This is a genomic window from Amycolatopsis sp. NPDC004772 (assembly GCF_053601215.1).
In genome coordinates this window covers 44,374-60,525 of record NZ_JBSGBK010000014.1, presented here as the reverse complement: position 1 = coordinate 60,525, position 16,152 = coordinate 44,374, and the positions used below count along the sequence as shown (strand labels likewise).

At 74.1% G+C, this 16,152-nt stretch carries 17 protein-coding genes; 3 read left to right on the top strand and 14 right to left on the bottom strand.

What is annotated here, in order from left to right; translation table 11 throughout:
* Window positions 1-68 precede the first annotated feature (68 nt).
* Window positions 69-845: an ANTAR domain-containing protein gene (locus tag ACWEF6_RS11835; RefSeq protein WP_449682900.1), complete on the bottom strand. Its 777-nt coding sequence runs from the start codon at window positions 843-845 to the stop codon at window positions 69-71.
* Between the two features lie 145 nt (window positions 846-990).
* Entirely contained in the window at window positions 991-2,613 is a 1,623-nt protein-coding gene (locus tag ACWEF6_RS11830; RefSeq protein WP_449682899.1) for a RecQ family ATP-dependent DNA helicase, read from the bottom strand.
* 124 nt (window positions 2,614-2,737) lie between these two features.
* Here ACWEF6_RS11830 and ACWEF6_RS11825 point away from each other — a divergent pair, with 124 nt between their 5' ends.
* Window positions 2,738-3,679 (top strand): PfkB family carbohydrate kinase, encoded by a 942-nt coding sequence (locus ACWEF6_RS11825; RefSeq protein ID WP_449682898.1) that lies wholly within the window; start codon window positions 2,738-2,740, stop codon window positions 3,677-3,679.
* A gap of 4 nt (window positions 3,680-3,683) precedes the next feature.
* Here the strand turns inward: ACWEF6_RS11825 and ligD are convergent, their stop codons facing one another.
* The 6 genes from ligD to ACWEF6_RS11795 form a co-directional block, all read right to left on the bottom strand.
* On the bottom strand, window positions 3,684-5,258 hold the full coding sequence (gene ligD / locus ACWEF6_RS11820) for a non-homologous end-joining DNA ligase (protein ID WP_449682897.1): 1,575 nt from the start codon (window positions 5,256-5,258) through the stop codon (window positions 3,684-3,686).
* A gap of 17 nt (window positions 5,259-5,275) precedes the next feature.
* Window positions 5,276-5,407 (bottom strand): hypothetical protein, encoded by a 132-nt coding sequence (locus ACWEF6_RS11815; protein WP_449682896.1) that lies wholly within the window; start codon window positions 5,405-5,407, stop codon window positions 5,276-5,278.
* Window position 5,408: 1 nt separating this feature from the next.
* A complete protein-coding gene (locus ACWEF6_RS11810) occupies window positions 5,409-5,963 on the bottom strand; it encodes a hemerythrin domain-containing protein (RefSeq protein WP_449682895.1) in 555 nt (184 codons plus the stop codon).
* Between the two features lie 59 nt (window positions 5,964-6,022).
* Window positions 6,023-6,199 carry a hypothetical protein gene (locus ACWEF6_RS11805; RefSeq protein ID WP_449682894.1) on the bottom strand — a complete coding sequence of 59 codons (177 nt, stop codon included), beginning with the start codon at window positions 6,197-6,199 and terminating at the stop codon, window positions 6,023-6,025.
* Window positions 6,199-6,387, bottom strand: coding sequence for a hypothetical protein (locus ACWEF6_RS11800; RefSeq protein WP_310975595.1), 189 nt, complete (start codon window positions 6,385-6,387; stop codon window positions 6,199-6,201). Before ACWEF6_RS11800 ends, ACWEF6_RS11805 begins: the two co-directional genes overlap by 1 nt.
* 159 nt (window positions 6,388-6,546) lie before the next feature.
* Window positions 6,547-8,106, bottom strand: coding sequence for a glycoside hydrolase family 13 protein (locus ACWEF6_RS11795; protein WP_449682893.1), 1,560 nt, complete (start codon window positions 8,104-8,106; stop codon window positions 6,547-6,549).
* A gap of 25 nt (window positions 8,107-8,131) precedes the next feature.
* On the opposite strand from ACWEF6_RS11795, the gene ACWEF6_RS11790 reads away from it, so the two are divergent.
* Window positions 8,132-8,920, top strand: coding sequence for a class I SAM-dependent methyltransferase (locus ACWEF6_RS11790; protein ID WP_449682892.1), 789 nt, complete (start codon window positions 8,132-8,134; stop codon window positions 8,918-8,920).
* On the opposite strand, the gene ACWEF6_RS11785 is transcribed toward ACWEF6_RS11790, so the two are convergent.
* The 5 genes from ACWEF6_RS11785 to ACWEF6_RS11765 are packed head-to-tail and all read right to left on the bottom strand — an operon-like array spanning window position 8,904 to window position 14,649.
* On the bottom strand, window positions 8,904-9,272 hold the full coding sequence (locus ACWEF6_RS11785; protein ID WP_449682891.1) for a hypothetical protein: 369 nt from the start codon (window positions 9,270-9,272) through the stop codon (window positions 8,904-8,906). The two genes, ACWEF6_RS11790 and ACWEF6_RS11785, sit on opposite strands and share 17 nt — an antisense overlap.
* A gap of 8 nt (window positions 9,273-9,280) precedes the next feature.
* Window positions 9,281-12,439, bottom strand: a complete 3,159-nt coding sequence (locus ACWEF6_RS11780) for a WXG100 family type VII secretion target (protein WP_449682890.1) — start codon at window positions 12,437-12,439, stop codon at window positions 9,281-9,283.
* Entirely contained in the window at window positions 12,439-12,756 is a 318-nt protein-coding gene (locus ACWEF6_RS11775; RefSeq protein WP_449682889.1) for a hypothetical protein, read from the bottom strand. The genes ACWEF6_RS11780 and ACWEF6_RS11775 overlap by 1 nt, the downstream gene beginning before the upstream one ends.
* On the bottom strand, window positions 12,753-13,028 hold the full coding sequence (locus ACWEF6_RS11770) for an acyl carrier protein (RefSeq protein ID WP_449682888.1): 276 nt from the start codon (window positions 13,026-13,028) through the stop codon (window positions 12,753-12,755). The genes ACWEF6_RS11775 and ACWEF6_RS11770 overlap by 4 nt, the downstream gene beginning before the upstream one ends.
* Window positions 13,009-14,649, bottom strand: coding sequence for a fatty acyl-AMP ligase (locus ACWEF6_RS11765; RefSeq protein WP_449682887.1), 1,641 nt, complete (start codon window positions 14,647-14,649; stop codon window positions 13,009-13,011). Before ACWEF6_RS11765 ends, ACWEF6_RS11770 begins: the two co-directional genes overlap by 20 nt.
* 69 nt (window positions 14,650-14,718) lie before the next feature.
* Here ACWEF6_RS11765 and ACWEF6_RS11760 point away from each other — a divergent pair, with 69 nt between their 5' ends.
* On the top strand, window positions 14,719-15,198 hold the full coding sequence (locus tag ACWEF6_RS11760) for a DUF2087 domain-containing protein (protein ID WP_449682886.1): 480 nt from the start codon (window positions 14,719-14,721) through the stop codon (window positions 15,196-15,198).
* Here ACWEF6_RS11760 and ACWEF6_RS11755 read toward each other — a convergent pair.
* Window positions 15,162-16,130, bottom strand: a complete 969-nt coding sequence (locus ACWEF6_RS11755; RefSeq protein ID WP_449682885.1) for a sigma-70 family RNA polymerase sigma factor — start codon at window positions 16,128-16,130, stop codon at window positions 15,162-15,164. The two genes, ACWEF6_RS11760 and ACWEF6_RS11755, sit on opposite strands and share 37 nt — an antisense overlap.
* Between the last annotated feature and the right edge of the window lie 22 nt (window positions 16,131-16,152).

Here is a 16,152-nt window from a genome sequence, read left to right as displayed (position 1 = left end):
GGCGACGCAGTGACGTGATCAAGGACGGGATCTTGATACCCAAACGCCCGTTCCGGAAACGCTCTCTTTCACGGCGAGACGCTCGTGAAGGCCGACCAGAGCCGTTCCGCGGCGTGGTGGGCCGGGGCGCCCGGCCGGATCTCGCGGAGGCCTTCCACGGGGGCCGTCACCTGGCCGCCGAGGTGCTCGACGAGGGCGACGGCCAGCTCGCGGACCTTGACGTTGAACTCCTGGCTGGCCCGGCGCAGCGTCTGCCAGGCCTCCTCCGGCGGGCACCGCCGGACCGCCATGATCGCGCCCTTAGCCTGCTCGATGGCGGCGCGGGAGGCCAGCAGGTCCAGCATCTGGTCGGGGTCGCCCGCGGTGGCGGTCTCGGCGACCACCAGCGTCATCTCGGTGAGCTTCGCGTACTGCCGCAGGACGGCCAGGGTTTCGGCACCCGGCGCCCGGTCGAGCGTCACCGACAGCACGAACGCGCCGTCCTCGTCCCAGTACCCGGGCAGCGCGACGGCACCGCGGACCACCGCGGTCGCCGGGCCGCCGTCGAACACGGTCTCGCGGGTCAGTTCCGGCCAGCGCTCGTCGCCGAAGAGGCGGTCCGCGGTGACCGGCTCGCCGGTGGCGTGCGCGAGCGGGACCGGCCCGCCGTGCGCCAGCTGGGCGGGGATCAGCTGCTCGGCGACCCCGGCGGTGGCCAGCACCCGCAGCGGCCGGTCGCCGCGCGAGACGGTCAGGCCCGCGCCGAGCAAGCCCGGCAGCTCGCCGGAGATGCGCTCGAGCAGCGCCTGCAGCAATTCGGCCAGCGGTCTCCAGCGATCCGCCGCGTTCATCAGTGTCTCGGTCACCCGAACCCTCCCACCGGTCGTGCTCCCCTTGATTTACCGCAAGCCGCGGAACTCCGCCTCCGACGCGGCCGGGATTTGTGGAACCGGCCACGCGGACAGGGGAATCGGCACGGCCGTCCGGGGTAATCCGATCACCCGGCTGCGCTCAGCAACGGTCGAGGAGTTCCTGCTCCCGCACCACCGGCAGCGACAGCGTCCGGTAGCCGACGTCGTCGAAGAGGACAGTGAGCTTGTCCTCCTCGACGGTCATCACGACACCGCGGCCCCACTCGGCGTGCCGGACGACGTGCTCCGCGCGGAACTCCCCCGCCTGCGGCGGATCCTCGGCCGTGGCACCGGCTTCGCAGGTGTCACAGTTGCCGCACGGCGTCGCCAGTTCCTCGCCGAAGTACCCGAGCAGGTACCGGCGGCGGCAGCCGGTGGTTTCCGCATACGCGCGCAGCATCTCCACCCGCGAGCGGACAAGTTCGGCTGCCCGCTCCGCCGCTTCGAGCGCCCGCCCGACGACGACGCCGGTGTCCGTGTCGCCGTCGGTGAGCGCGAACCGGCCGTCCGGCCCGGTCAGCACGTCGCCGCAGCGTTCGAGCAGGCCGAGGGCGCGGGTCCGCCGCGCGGACGGGCCGGGGACGGCCTCGGCGAGCGGCCCGCGGCCCAGCGGTCCCGGCCGCAGCGCGTCGACGACCGCCCGGAGCTCGGCCTCCGGCGGCGCGGACCGGGTGAGGAACCGTTGCCGCGCGAGGTCTTCCGGCCGGTAGCAGAGCAGCACCCGCGCCGGCTCGCCGTCGCGCCCGGCGCGGCCGATCTGCTGGTAGTACGTGTCGACCGAGTCCGGGACGGACGCGTGCACCACGAACCGCACGTCGGGTTTGTCGATGCCCATGCCGAACGCCGAGGTCGCCACCACGACGTCGGTCTCCCCCGCGGCGAACCGCTCGTGCACCGCGTCGCGGGCCGCGGCCTTCATCCCGCCGTGGTAGGCGAACGCGCGGACGCCGCGGGCGGACAGCGCCTCGGCGTAGTCCTCCGTCTCCCGGCGGCTCGCGGTGTAGAGCAGCCCGCTGCCGGCCATCGCCGCGACCCGGTCCACCACCGCCGCGCGCTTGGCGGCGTCTCCGGTGAACCTGGCGACCGCCAGGTTCAGGTTCGGCCGGTCGAAGCTCGCGATCACCCGCACCGGGTCCCGCAGGCCGAGCGCGGCGACGATGTCGTCGCGCACCGGGGCGGCCGCGGTGGCGGTGAGGGCGATCACCGGCGGCCGTCCGAGCCGGTCGACCACCGGGGCCAGGCGCAGGTAGTCGGGCCGGAAGTCGTGCCCCCACGCCGAAACGCAGTGGGCCTCGTCGACGACGAACAGCGACACGCCCGCCTCCGCCAGCCCGGCGACGACCTCGTCCTTCGCGAGCTGCTCCGGCGACAGGAAGACGTACTCGGCCGTGCCGCCCCGGATCGCGGCCCACACCCGGTCCCGCTCGCCCGCCGACTGCCGCGAGTCGAGGGCCACCGCGTCCGGCACGGCCGCGGCGTCCAGGCCGTCGATCTGGTCGCGCTGCAGGGCCAGCAACGGCGACACGATCACCGTCGGGCCCGCCAGCACCAGGGCGGGCACCTGGTAGATCGCCGATTTGCCGGCGCCGGTGGGCAGCACCGCCAGCACGTCCCGCCCGTCGCTCGCCGCGCCCATCGCCTCGGTCTGCTCGGCGGACAGCTCGGCCCAGCCGAAGCGCTCCGCGGCCAGCCGGCGCAGCTCGGCCACCTTCCCGTTGCTCATGGCGGCAGGGCTACCCCGGACGGTGCCGGGCAACCCCCGACCCGAACGAGCGGTTTACCCGGCGGCGCGTCCGGGGTAGCCGAACGGTGATCCGAGGAGGCGCCATGACCCACCGGTGGTCCCGATGATGTTCAGCGAAGTCGTCGTCGCCGGGCAGATCGCCCGTGACCTGGTGATCGAGGTGCCGGATGCGCCCGATGCGGACGCGTCGGCGCCCGTGAAGCACCGGCAGGAACTGCTCGGCGGGAAAGGCGCGAATCAGGCCGTGGCGCTGAGCCAGCTCGGGATGCCGGTGTCGCTGGTCGGCGTCGTCGGCCGCGACCGCACCGGGGACGCGCTGCTGGCCCAGGCCCGGGCCGACCGGATCGGCACCTCGCACGTGATCCGCCGTCCGGGCACCGAGACGGCGTTGCTGATCGACGTCGTCGACGACCACGGCCGCCGCCGCTACCTCGAGCACGTCCCGGAGGGGACGCTGCTGACCGAGAACGACGTCTTCGCCGCGTCCGCCCCGATCTCGGCCGCCGCCTCGCTCATCGTGCAGCTGCAGCAGCCCGCACCGGTGGCCCTGCTGGCGGCCCGGCTGGCCCACACCGCGGGCACCCGGGTCGTGCTCGACGGGGCGCCGGAGTCCGACACGCTGACGGCGGACCTGCTCGCCCTCGCCGACGTCGTGCGCGCCGACGGCCACGAAGCCGAGCTCCTCACCGGGCAGGCGGTGGCCGACGTCGCCGCGGCCGCGCGCGCCGCGGCGGACCTCCGGCGGCGGGGGCCGTCGCTGGTCGTGCTGGAGGTGTCCGGGCAGGGCAACCTGTTCGCCGGCCCGGAGGGCACGTGGTTCGTCCCGGACGTCGAGACCGACGTCGTCGACCCGACGGGCGCCGGGGACGCGCTGGTCGCCACCCTGACCGCGGCGCTCACCCGCCGCCGCCCCCTGGAGACGGCGGCGAGCCTGGCGGTGGCCGCCGCCGCGGCGACGACCGGGCACGCGGGCGGACGGCCGCACCTGTCGCGGGCCGAGCTCGACCGGTTGCAGCCGCGGGAGCTGGAGACCGTCCGGGCTTGATGTCCTAGAGGCCCGGCAGCCTCTGCTGGAGTCCCAGCAGCACGGAGAACGGGTCGCCGCGCTCGGCCAGGCGGGCCGGGACGTCCCGGATCGTCCAGCGGTCCGGCGCGAGATCCGGGTCGTCCAGCTCGTCCCACTCCAGCGGGACCGAAACCGGCGCACCCGGCCGCGGCCGGACGCTGTAGGGCGCGACCAGCGTCTTGTTCAGCACGTTCTGCGTGTAGTCGAGCCGGGCGCGGCCGCGGCGCTTGTCCTTCGTCCAGGCCCAGCTGACCAGGTCCGGCAGCACGCGGCCGATCGTGCGGGACACCGTCTCCGCCCAGGTGCGGGTCTGCTCGAACGAGCAGTGCGGCGCGATCGGCACCCAGACCTGGATGCCGCGCTGCCCGGTCACCTTGGGCCGGCCGGTGAGGCCGAGGTGCTCGAGCGCCGTGCGGTGCAGCCGCGCCAGCTCCAGGACCTCTTCGAACGTCGTCTCCGAGCCCGGGTCGATGTCGAACAGCACCCATGTGGGGTGGTCGACGTCGGCGGCGCGGGACGTCCAGGCGTGCAGTTCCAGGGCGCCGTAGTTCGCCAGCCACGCCAAGGTCGCGACGCTGTCCGCGACGACGTAGCGCCGGCTCTCCCCCGGGTCGGCGCGTTCGTTGCGCCAGGTCGTCAGCCAGCCGGGCGCGTGCTGCGGGACTTCCTTCTGCCAGAACCCCGGTTCGGTGACGCCCTGCGGGAACCGGTGGGTGTTGAGCGGGCGGCCGGCCAGGTACGGCAGCATCGCCGGCCCGACCGTGGCGTAGTACCGGATCAGGTCCCGCTTGGTGACCCCGCCCCGCGGCCCGGGGAAGAGCACCTTGTCCAGGTTGGTCAGGGCGAGCTCGCGGCCCGCCACCGACCACCGGCCCTTGCCGCCCAGGGCGTCGAGCGCGGCCAGCTCGTCCTCGGTCGGGGCCTGCCAGCCGCCGACGGCCTCCTCCGCTTCCGCGGCCGGGCGGTCGCCGTGCCACAGGGCGTCGGGTGCGGCCGCGACTTCGTCGTTGGTGCGGCCGCTCTTCACCGAGCGCGGGTGGTCTTCGGCGTCCCAGCCGGGCCGCGCGTGCTCGTCCTGCTTGTGCAGGAGGAACCACTGGTCCTTCTCCCCGCGGCTGGTGCGGACCAGCACGAACCGCCCGGCCAGCTTCTCGCCTTCCAGGTCGAAGTGCAGCGTCCCGGCCTCGATCGCGGCCGCCGGGTCGGCCTCGACCGGCCGCCAGACGCCGTGGTCCCAGACGATGACGTCCCCGCCGCCGTATTCACCGCGCGGGATGACGCCCTCGAACCCGGCGTACTCGATCGGGTGATCTTCGACGTGCACGGCCAGCCGGCGGGCCTTGGGGTCCAGCGTCGGCCCCTTCGGCACCGCCCAGCTGACCAGCACACCGCCGAGCTCCAGCCGGAAGTCGTAGTGCAGCCGGCGCGCCCGGTGCCGCTGCACCACGAACCGGTGACCGTCCGGGCCGGCCGCGGCCCCGCCGGCCGGTTCCGCGGTCCGGTCGAAGTCGCGCATCTCCTGGTAGCGCCGCAGTTTGCGGGCCGGGTCTGCTGCCATGCCCCGGGAGTACCCACTCAGTCCGGTGCCGACCAGGGCGGGTTCTTCTTCGCCAGCTCCTCGTACTCGGCGACCTCCTGGGGCGTCGGGTCGAGGCCGGCTTCTTCGGCGAATTCCTCCGGGTCGGTGTCGTCGCCGGGCTCGGTCACGTCAGCCTCCCAGCGCGCCGCGGATCAGGTCGCGGGCGCGGTCCATGATCGCCGCGGGCGGGCCCAGCAGCAGGTTCGCCTTCGCGCTCTCGACACCGGGGTGCGGCCGCGTCGGCCCGACCGCTTCGGCCACCTTGGCGGTCGCGGCCATCGCGCGCAGCCGCTCCGGCGGGCGGTGGGCCCGCAGCAGCGGGAACTCCTCGCGCTCCTCGTGCTCGGCGTGCGCGAGGACGTCTTCGCGCAGCTGGACGAGCAGGGTGTCGAAGCCGTCGGCTTCCGGGCCCATCTTCTGCAGGGTGGCCAGCAGTTCCTTGGCCCGGTGCTCCTCGCCCAGCCGCGCGTCGACGACGGGTTCCGCCGCGGGCTCGAGGTCGCGGATCTCGGGGTGCACGACCAGTTCCTCCGCCGTCTCGTGCACGGCCAGCAGCCGCACGAGGTCGTGGAACAGGTCCCGACGGCGCTCGCCTTCCGCGGTTTCCAGCGCGGCGAACAGCTCGCGGATCTCCCGGTGCTGCCGCTGCAGCAACTCGATGACGTCCTCGTCGTGCTCCGCCATGAACGGCCTCCTCCGTGCTCGTTGCTCGGTCGGAAGCGGCGTTCCCCGTCCCGGTCGGGTTACTCGTCGCGGCGGGCGACTGTGAGCCACAGCGCGCCGGCGACGGTCGCGACGAAGCCGGCGAGGGTCCACCAGGACCACCCGCCGAAGAAGGCGACGACGAGCCCGACGGCGAGCAGCACGCCCCCGCCGATCGAGGCGGTGTCTTCCTGCCCGGCGCGGGCGGTGAAGGCCATCAGCTCGCCCGCCCGTCGACGGCGGCCACCACGAGCGCGGCGCACCGCGCCACGGTCAGGCCTCTTTCCTTCGCCATGGAGACCAGGGCGGCGTGCGCGGCCGGGCGGCTGAGCCCTTGTGCGGCAAGGACTTCCAACGCCAGGCCGACGACGTCGGTGGCGGGCGGGGTGGCGGTGCGCAGGGGCATCGGAAGACCTCCGGCTCGGTCGGCGGCGCAACGAACGCGACCGGATACCCCGCCGCGCCGGGTTTCACACCCCTACCGAACCCGGTGGGGTGACGGGCGTTCAACTCCCGGCGAGCCCTCTTGCGGCGACGGGACCGGCAGGGCTGCCTCCCCACGCGCTCACCCGGCGGCGAGCCACACCGCGGTGTCCGGCGGCACCCGGCCGTCTTCGAGCGGCCCGCTCGCCAGCAGCACCCGCGCGTCCCCGGGCAGCTCGCACGGCTCCCCCGCCAGGTTCACCACACAGCCGAACCCCGGCTCCCGCGCGAACCACAACACCCCCTCCGGCGCGGGCGACCACGTCATCGTCCCGTCGCCCAGGGCCGGGTGCTCCCGGCGCATCGCGAGCGCCGCGCGGTACAGGCCGAGCATCGAGCCCGGGTCGCCGGCCTGGGCCTCGGCCGTCCGCGTCCGCCACCCGGCCGGCTGCGGCAGCCACGGCGGCACACCGTCGCCGGTGAAGCCGAACGGCGGTTCCGTGCCCGACCACGGCAGCGGGACCCGGCAGCCGTCGCGGCCGCGGCGGGTCCGGCCGGACCGCTCCCAGGTCGGGTCGGCCAGCACCGCCTCCGGCAGGTCCTCGACCTCCGCCAGGCCCAGCTCCTCGCCCTGGTACAGGTACGCGCCCCCGGGCAGCGCCAGCATCAGCAGCAGCGCCGCCCGGGCCCGCCGCGTTCCGAGCGGGCCGCCGCCGAAGCGGGTGACGTGCCGGACCACGTCGTGGTTCGACAGCACCCACGTCGCCGGCGCGCCGACCGCGTGCAGGGCCGCCACCGTCCCGTCGATCACCTCACGCAGCGCGGCCGCGTCCCAGGCGCAGCGCAGGAAGTCGAAGTTGAACGCCGTGTGCAGCTCGTCCGGGCGGACGTAACGGGCGAGCCGGTCCGGGCGGTCGACCCACGCTTCGGCGACGAACACGCGGTCCGGGCCGAACTCGGCCGCGACCCGCCGCCACGACCGGTAGATCTCGTGCACGCCGTCGCGGTCCCAGTGCGGGTGGCGGCTGCGGTCGGGCGGCGCCACGATCCCCTCGTCGTCGACGCCGAGGTCGGGGAACTGCGGGTCCTTGAGCAGGCCGTGGGCGACGTCGATGCGGACGCCGTCGACCCCGCGGCCGAACCAGAACCGCAGCAGGTCCTCGAAGTCGGCGCGGACCTCCGGGTGGTCCCAGTGCAGGTCCGGCTGCTCCGGCGCGAACAGGTGCAGGTACCACTCGCCGTCGGGCACGCGGGTCCAGGCCGGCCCGCCGAAGACGCTGCGCCAGTCGTTCGGCGGCTCCTCGCCGCGGCCGGGCCGGAAGTGGTAACGCGCGCGTTCGGGCGAGCCGGGGCCCGCGGCCAGCGCGGCGCGGAACCACCGGTGCCGGTCCGAAGTGTGGTTCGGGACGACGTCGATCACGACGCGCAGCCCGAGCCGGTGCGCCTCGGTGATCAGCGCGACGGCGTCGTCGTCGGTGCCGAACAGCGGGTCCACGGACCGGTGGTCCTCGACGTCGTAGCCGCCGTCGACCATCGGCGAGCGGTACCAGGGCGTGGTCCACACGGCGTCGACACCGAGGTCGGCCAGGTAGCCCAAGCGGGACCGGAGACCGGCGAGATCGCCGGTGCCGTCGCCGTCTGCGTCGGCGAAGCTGCGGACGTACACCTCGTAGACCACGGCATCGCGCCACCAGTCGTCCATGGTTCCGAGTATCTACGCTGGGGGCGTGACCGACGCGTGGGAATGGGATCCGTCCCTCTATTCGGGCAGTGCGGCGTACTACGCGCGAGGACGAGCGGCCTATCCCGCCGAGCTCGCCACCGCCTTCGCCGAAGAACTCGGCTTGGACGGAACGGGACGGCTGCTCGACGTCGGCTGCGGGCCGGGGTCGCTGACCCTCCTACTGGCCGGGTTGTTCGAGGAAGCCGTCGGGCTCGACGCCGACGGAGACATGCTCGCCGAGGCGAGCCGGCTCGCGGCGGGCGCCGGGAACTGCCGGTGGGTGCACCGGCGTGCGGAGGAGCTGCCGGCCGGGCTGGGGCGGTTCCGGCTGGTCACCTTCGCGCAGTCGTTCCACTGGTTCGACCGGCCCCGCGTCGCCGCCGCGGTGCGCGGGATGCTGGCGCCGGACGGGGTTTGCGCCCACGTGCACGCGTCGACGCACGAGTCCGTGCACCCGGCGATCGAGGAACTGGTGCGCGAGTACCTCGGTCCGGTGCGGCGCGCCGGACGCGGGACGTTGCCGGCCGGCACGCCCGGCAACGAGGCGGACGTCTACCGCGCGGCGGGCTTCCACGGGCCGCGGCGGTTCGAGGTGCCGGGCCGGATCGTGACCCGGACGGCCGACGAGGTCGTCGCCGGGGTGTTTTCGCTGTCGAGTTCGGCCCCGCACCTGTTCGGCGACCGGCGGGCCGGGTTCGAGGCGGACCTGCGGCGGCGGCTGGCCCCGGCGGAGACGTTCACCGTGCGGCTGCGCGAGATCGCCGTCGACCTGTGGTTCACCAGGGGTTGTTGAAGTCCTCGTCCTCTTCGACGGCGGCCCGGGGCCGGCGGGCGGACCGCGGTTCGCCGCGCACCGGCGGCGCCGGCTGCGGTGCCGGTTCGAAGCCGGCGGAGTAGGCCTCGGCGTCGAAGGCGGACGCCGGTTCGGCGTGCGACCGGTCGGTGCTCCAGCCGGACTTCGTCTTGCGCTGAGCCATTTCGCGGACGTGCTGGACGTACCGCTCGGCCGCCTGGACCTGCTTGGTCATGTACTCCTGGGAGCGGGCCTTGATCTCCTCGCCCTGCTGTTCGCGCAGGGCACGGCGATCGGCCTGTTCGCGCACGAGGCCGTCGAGCTCGGCCTTCATGCCGGCGATGTCGGTCATGCGTCCTCCTACCAGGTCCGGGCGGACGGCGGGTCTTCGTCGTCGAGGGAGCCGATGATCCGCCGCCCCGGCTCGCCGAGGTTGTCGAAGACGGCACCTTCGATGCGGTAGGCGGGGGCGCGGCGTTCGGTGTCGCCCCCGCCGCCCTGGGCGCCGCCCATGGCGCCCATGCCGGGCATGCCGGCCATCGAGGAGCCGGACGCGCCGGACGGCCCGGTGGCGCCGGCCGCCGACGCGAAGGCGGGCTGCGGCGAGGCGGGGACCGCACCGGTGTGGGCGCCGCCGGAGACGGGCGAATCGCCGAGGCCGGCGGGTTCGAAGCCGGCGCCCGAGAAGCCGGGGCCGCCGTGGGAGCCGCCGCCGATGCCGGCCGGGTGGGCGCCGCCACCGCCGCCGCCGTGCGAGCCGCCGGGGGAACTGTCGCCGCCCGGGGTGCCCGAGTCGCCGCCGGCGTGGTGCGAGCCGTCGCCGCCGGGCGAGGTCGGGTCGCCGAAGCTGCCGCCGTGGGTGCCGTCGCCGGCGGCGCGGTGCTCGCCTCCGCCGGGCGAGCTCGAATCGCCGAAGGTGCTGCCGTGCGAATCGTCACCGCCGTCGCGGGGTGCGAGGTCCTCGAGGGTTCCGCGGTGGGTGGGCAGGTCGTCGAGGCGCTTCTCCGGCGTGTCACCGAGGGCGCCGGCCGGCTTGTCGTCCTCGCCCAGGGTGTACGTGGTCGGGGTGCCCTTGCCGTCGTCGACCGTGACCACCGTGGGGCCGTCCGGGCCGTCGGGGCGCTCGGCCGTGATCTCGAGTTCGCCGTCGCGGATGTGGATCTTGCCGTCCGGGCCCGGGCGGTACGTGTCGGTGTCCGTCCCTTGTGGACCGTCGGCCGGCTTGCCGTCGGACCAGTCGAGCTTGAAGTCCTTCGGGTCGCCCGGTCCGTCGCCGACCTTGATGTCCATCTTGCCGTCGTGGTCCGGCTCGGTCATCTCGAAGGTCTTGTCGCCCTGCTTGACCTTGAGGACGTCCCGCTCGTCGTCGCCCTGGTCGTCGCCGAGGAGGCCGTCCGGCTTGCCGTCCGGATCCGTCTCGATGCCCGGGCCGCCGAACTCCTTCAGCGCGTCCGCGGCCTTCTTCTTCGCGTCCTCCGCGGCTTGCTCGGCCGCCGCCTTGCCGTCGTCGCCCGAACCCGATTCCGAGCCCGAACCCGAGCCGCCGCCCGCACCGTCGCCGGACTCCGTTTCGATGCCCGGGCCGCTGAACTCCTTCAGCGCGTCCGCGGCCTTCTTCTTGGCCGCTTCCGCAGCCGCGGCCGCGGCGTCCTGGCCGCTGTCGGACGGCGGTGGCACCGAAGACGGTGTCGTGCTGTCGGATCCCGGCCCGCCACCCGAACCCGAGCCGCCGCCCGAACCCGAACCGCCGCCCGAGCCGAGCCCGGCGCCGGCTCCGGAATCGGTCTCGATGCCCGGGCCGCTGAACTGCTTCAACGCGTCCGCGGCCTTCTGCTTCGCCGCCTCGGCCTCCTGGGCCGCTTGCTGCTTGGCCGCCTCCGCCGCCGCGGCCGCGCCGTCGTCCTGGCCGCCCGCCGAGCCCGAACCACCGCCGCCCGAGCCGCCGGACGGCGTCGACGTGTCGGGGATCGGCGGCACCGAACCGCCGCCGGACCCGGAGCCACCGCCTGCACCCGAGCCGCTGCCGCCGCCCGCGCCGCTCGGCAGGTCGACCCCCGAGCCGCCGCCGGCGCCGGAACCGCCACCCGGCGCCCCGGACCCCGAGCCCGTCTCGGGGATCGGCGGCACCGCGCCGCCGGAACCCGATCCGCCCGAGCCGGCGCCACCGCCGGGCACACCCGCGCCCGAGCCACCGCTCCCGGCGCCACCCGAGCCCGCACCGGAACCACCGCCGGAGCCGCCCCCGAACCCGGAGCCGCCCGTGCCCGCACCGGAACCACCGGGGCCGCCACCGGCGCCCCCGGCCGTCCCGGCACCACCGGTCGAACCCGGCCCGCCGGGCAGCGAAACGCCCTCGAACTCGTTCCGGATCCCGCCCATCACCTTGTCGAGCGCGTCGTACGCCTGGTCGACCAGGTCCTTCGTGTCCTTGCAGGTCTTCACGAAGCCCTGGTACAGCCGGTCCCACATGTCCGGGTTGAACTGGTTCTGCACCCACTGCTTGGCCAGGTCCTGGCCGTGCTTCTTGATCTCGTCGCCGTCGCAGCAGCCTTGGTCGTTGAGCGTCTTGACCAGGTTGGTCCCGAAGTTGAGGTCCATCCAGCCCGCGATCTGGGCGAGGTCCTGCTCGTTGCCGTGCTCGCCGTTGGCGACGGCGACGACCTTCTGCGCCATCGTGTAGTCGGCCTTGCCGACCAGATCGGTGTACATCCCGATCACCGCGTCGGCCTTGCCCTTGCACAGCTGGAACACCGTGGTGGCCGTGTTCAGCGTCGCCTCGCTCGCGTTGCCGAGCGTCTGGGACAGCTTCGCCGCCTTGGGCTGGATCTTGTCGTTGTAGGTGTCCGACGCGGCGTCGGCACCCGCGCCGCTCCAGCTGCCGAACAGCGTGCCCAGCTGGGAGCCGGTGTCCTCCAGCGTCCGGTCGACCGTCTCCGAGCCGCGCTTGAAGTGCCCGGCGTCGGCGACGAAGTCCGCGAAGCTGATCCCGCGCTGCTCGTCGAACGGCGTGCGGATGTCCTTGTCGAGGTCGAGCGCGCGGGTGTTGCCGCGGCAGTCGGCCGGGATCTTCGCCAGCAGCGACCCGAACGTCTCGAACAGCTTGAGCGCGGGCGCGGCCGCGTCGAAGATCTCGTCGGACGTCTTCGTCCCGGAGCCGGCGCCCCCGTCCTCGGCGGCCGCGGGCGGCTTCGTCTCGTCGAGCTTCTTCTTGCCGTCGTCGACGGCCTTCTTCTCCTGGTCCTCGTTGTAGCTGTTCTGGTCGCCGCTCTTCTTCGCCTTGTCGTAGGCGTCGTCGACCGACTGGCCGGCGAACAGCGGGTTCGCGTTGAACGCGTGCGCGTACTTCTCTGCTTCCTGCCGCTTCTGCTTGATCTCGTCCGGCTCCTGGTCGGCCAGGAACGGCGGCGGTGGCGGGTTTTCCCGCAGCCAGCTGCTGATCAGCGCGCTCTTCTGCGCCGGCGGCACGCTCGGGTCGTCCAGGACCGCCTTGACGTCGGACCACTTCTTCTTGTCGGCCATCAGAGCGAGCCCCCGGCGTTCGTGATCGCGCCCGCCTGGTTCTCTTCGTTGGCGCCGTAGCTCGACCCGGCGGTGCCGAGGTTCGTGCCGAACGAGCCGAGGGTGCTGCTGTAGCCGGAGACCGCGGCCCACAGCGCCTGCGCGCCGGCGGTGTACTTGGTCGCGTGGGCACCGTGCGCCCGGCCGAACTTCTCCGCCGTGACCTGTGCCGTCTGCAGGTCCGGGTTGTCGTCCAGCAGGTGTTCCGCCAGGTCCCCGATGGTCTTGGACGCCGCCGACAACGCTTCGGTCGTCGCGGTGTACCCCCCGCCGCTCATTTCCGCGCCTCTCCTGAAGATCCTCGAGTTCCCAGTGCTTCCGCCAGCACGGCCGCCACGGACCTCACGTCGGTGAACCGGTCGAGCCGGTCCAGGTCGATCGTCACCCCGTAATAGACCTCCAGCGCCGCCAGCAGCTTGATCCGGCCCTTCGAGTCGATGCCCAGCTCCTCCAGGGGTGCCTCGGGCTCGACGAGAGCCGGGTCGAGCCGGAAGGTGTCGCAGACGACCTTCGTGACCTCGGCGCGGTGATCACCCACAGTCGTCACCATAACGTGCCTTCGCGGCGGACCGGGCGACTTTGCCGCTCGATGTGCGCGGAAGTCCACCGGAAGGGACCAGACGTACCGCCCGCAGCGTCAGACCGTGTTCGCGGGAGACCGCGCGCAGCACCGCCCGGGTGACCTCCCGGTCGTCGGCGTCGGCTCCGCGCACCCGCTCGGCCACCACCACCGCGCCCTCGCCGCCGGCGTCCGAGACGCCGAACGCGGCGACGCGGTCGCGGCGGACCGCGGGGTGGGCCTCCCCCGCCGCCGCCTCGATGTCCTGCGGGTGGAAGTTGCGGCCGTCGATGACGATCAGGTCCTTGAGCCGCCCGGTGACGTACAGGTCGCCGCGGTGGACGACGCCGAGGTCGCCGGTGCGCAGCCAGCCGCCGAGGCCGTCGAGCTCGGCCCCGAACGCGGCGGCGTCGCCGCGGCCCCAGTAGCCGTCCGCGACGTTCGGGCCGTGCACCCAGATCTCGCCGACCAGGCCTTCGGGCTGCTCCCGGCCGTCCTGGACGATCCGGACCAGCTGCCCGACGGGACGGCCGACCGAGACGAGTTCCTGGCCGCCGTCGGTTTCGACGGCCCGGCCCTGGGCGAGGGCTTCGCGGTCGAACACCGCGCCACGCGGCCCCTCCTCGCCCGCGCTGGCGACGTACACGGTGGCTTCGGCGAGCCCGTAGGACGGCCGGTGCGCCGCCCGCGGGAAGCCGCGCGGCCCGAACACCTCGTGGAACCGCTCGATCGTGCCCGGCCGGACGGGTTCGCTGCCGTTCAGCGCGACCCGCACGTCCGAGAGGTCGACGTCTTCGCCGGTGTCGGCGTCGGCGGCGAGGTCGTAGGCGAAGTTCGGGGCGGCGGTGAACACCGCGGGGTAGTCCGCCAGCTGCCGCAGCCACCGCCCCGGCCGGTGCACGAACTCGGCCGGGGCCATGAACACCGTCCGGCCACCGGAGAAGACCGGCAGGCACAGCAGCTGGATCAGGCCCATGTCGTGGAAGAACGGGATCCAGCCGGCGCACGTGGTGCCCTCGTCGACCTGGTAGGCGAGACTGCCCTGCCAGCAGGCGGCGACGATCGCGCGGTGCGGGATCACCGCACCGGCGGGCTCGCGCGTCGAGCCGGACGTGTACTGCAGGTAGGCCGGGCTGTCCGGGGTCACCGGCACCGGGTCGGCGCCCGGCCCGGTGAGGGCGTCGACCACCACGACGTGCTCGTGCGCGGGCAGGCGCGCCACCTCGGCCGACGACGTCAGCCAGAGCCGGGCGCCGGAATCGGCCAGGACGCCGGCGAGCCGGTCGGCCTGCGCGGGGTTCGCGGGCACCATCAGCGGGACGGCGATCAGCCCGGCGGCCAGTGCGCCGAAGAAAGCGAGGGGGTAGGCGAGTTCCTGGCCGGCGAGGATCGCCACGCGCTCCCCCGGCGTGGCCACCCGGCGCAGCTCGCCGGCCACCACGCGGACCCGGGCGGCGAACTCCGCCCACGTCAGCGTGTGTTCCGCGCCGTGGGCGTGGTCCTGGTGGGTGAACAGCGGCCGGTCGTCATCGGCGCGGGCGAACAGCAGCTCCACGATCGAGGTGCGCAGCACGGCCTCGGGCACGGTCGCCGGTGCGGTCGGACGAGGCACGCTGCGCAACCTACCGGCCCTCCGAAACCGGGTTCACCCCCGGGGCGAGCGCGGGTACGGTCGCAGACCATGGCCGTACCGGAAGCGCTGGTCTCCGCACTCGCGGACGAAGACCGGCTGCAGCTCTTCGCCCGCATCTGCACCGCCCCCGAGGGCATCGAGGCGGCCCACGCCCCGGCCAAGCTCGTCAAGCGGCTCGTCGGCGCGGGGCTCGTCGCCGAGGCCGGCGGCCGCTACCGTGCCGTGCCGGCGGTGTTCCGCGACGCGCTCGCCAAGGCTCCGGTCGACCCGCTCGACACGCTCTTCCGCCACGGGCGGCTCGTCTCGATCCCGCACTCGGGCCGTCGGCGGCAGCTGCTGCTCGACTACCTGGCCGAGCGCTTCGAGCCGGGCCGGCTCTACACCGAGCAGGACGTCCGCGAGAAGCTGTCGATGGTCCACGACGACCACGCGACGCTGCGCCGCTACCTCGTCGACGAAGGTCTCCTGCAGCGCAGCAACGACGGTGGCGCCTACGGCCGTCCCTCGGAAGCCCGCGCCGCCGGCTGAGTCGCCGGGAGGCCGAACAGCGCGAGGACGCCCGGATCGGCGAACACGACGTTGTGCGCGATCCGCCCGTCCCGCACGGTGAGCACCTGCAGGGTGTGCAGCCGGAACACGCCGGTGTCGTCGCGGCAGTACGCCACGAGCGCGGGACGTCCGTTGGCGGCCGTGCGCGTCAGGCGCCACTCCGGGCCGCGCATCCCGAACAGGCGGTCCATGAACCGGCCGTAGTCCGCGCGGCCGTGGAACCACAGCGGCACCGGCGGCATCTCCATCACGACGTCGTCGGTGAGCAGTTCGACGAGGCCGGCGACGTCGGCGCGTTCGAACGCGCGCACATAGCGGTCGAGCGCCGCTTCGACCGCGGCGTCGTCCGGTTCGGGCACCTCCTCCGCCGTCAGGTCGCCGAGTCCCGCGCGGGCGCGCTGCAGGGCGCTGTTGACCGCGGCCGGCGACGTGTCGAGGAAGCCGGCCACCTCCGCCGCGCTGAACTCCAGGACGTCCCGCAGGATCAGCACCGCGCGCTGTTTCGGCGGCAGCGTCTGCATCGCCGCCAGCAGCGCCAGCCGAAGGGTGCCGCGGCGGGCGAGGCGGTGGCCCGGGTCGTCGAGAAGGGCGTCCGGGAAGGGATGCAGCCAGGGGATTTCGAACGACGGCGTCAGCGGCGCGCCCGGGTCGTCGCCCGGGCCGCCGAGCCCGGACGGCAACGGCCGCCGGGCGCGCCCTTCCAGCGCGGTGAGGCAGGCGTTGGTGGCGATCCGGTAGAGCCAGGTGCGCACCGAGGCGCGGGCGGGGTCGTAGCCGTCCCACGCCTTCCAGGCGCGGACCAGCGTCTCCTGCACCAGGTCTTCGGCTTCGTGGACCGAGCCGAGCATGCGGTAGCAGTGCGCCAGCAGCTCACGCCGGTGCGGTTCGGTGCGCGTCGCGAAGTCCTGCATCGTTCTCCCGTCGCCCGCGGCT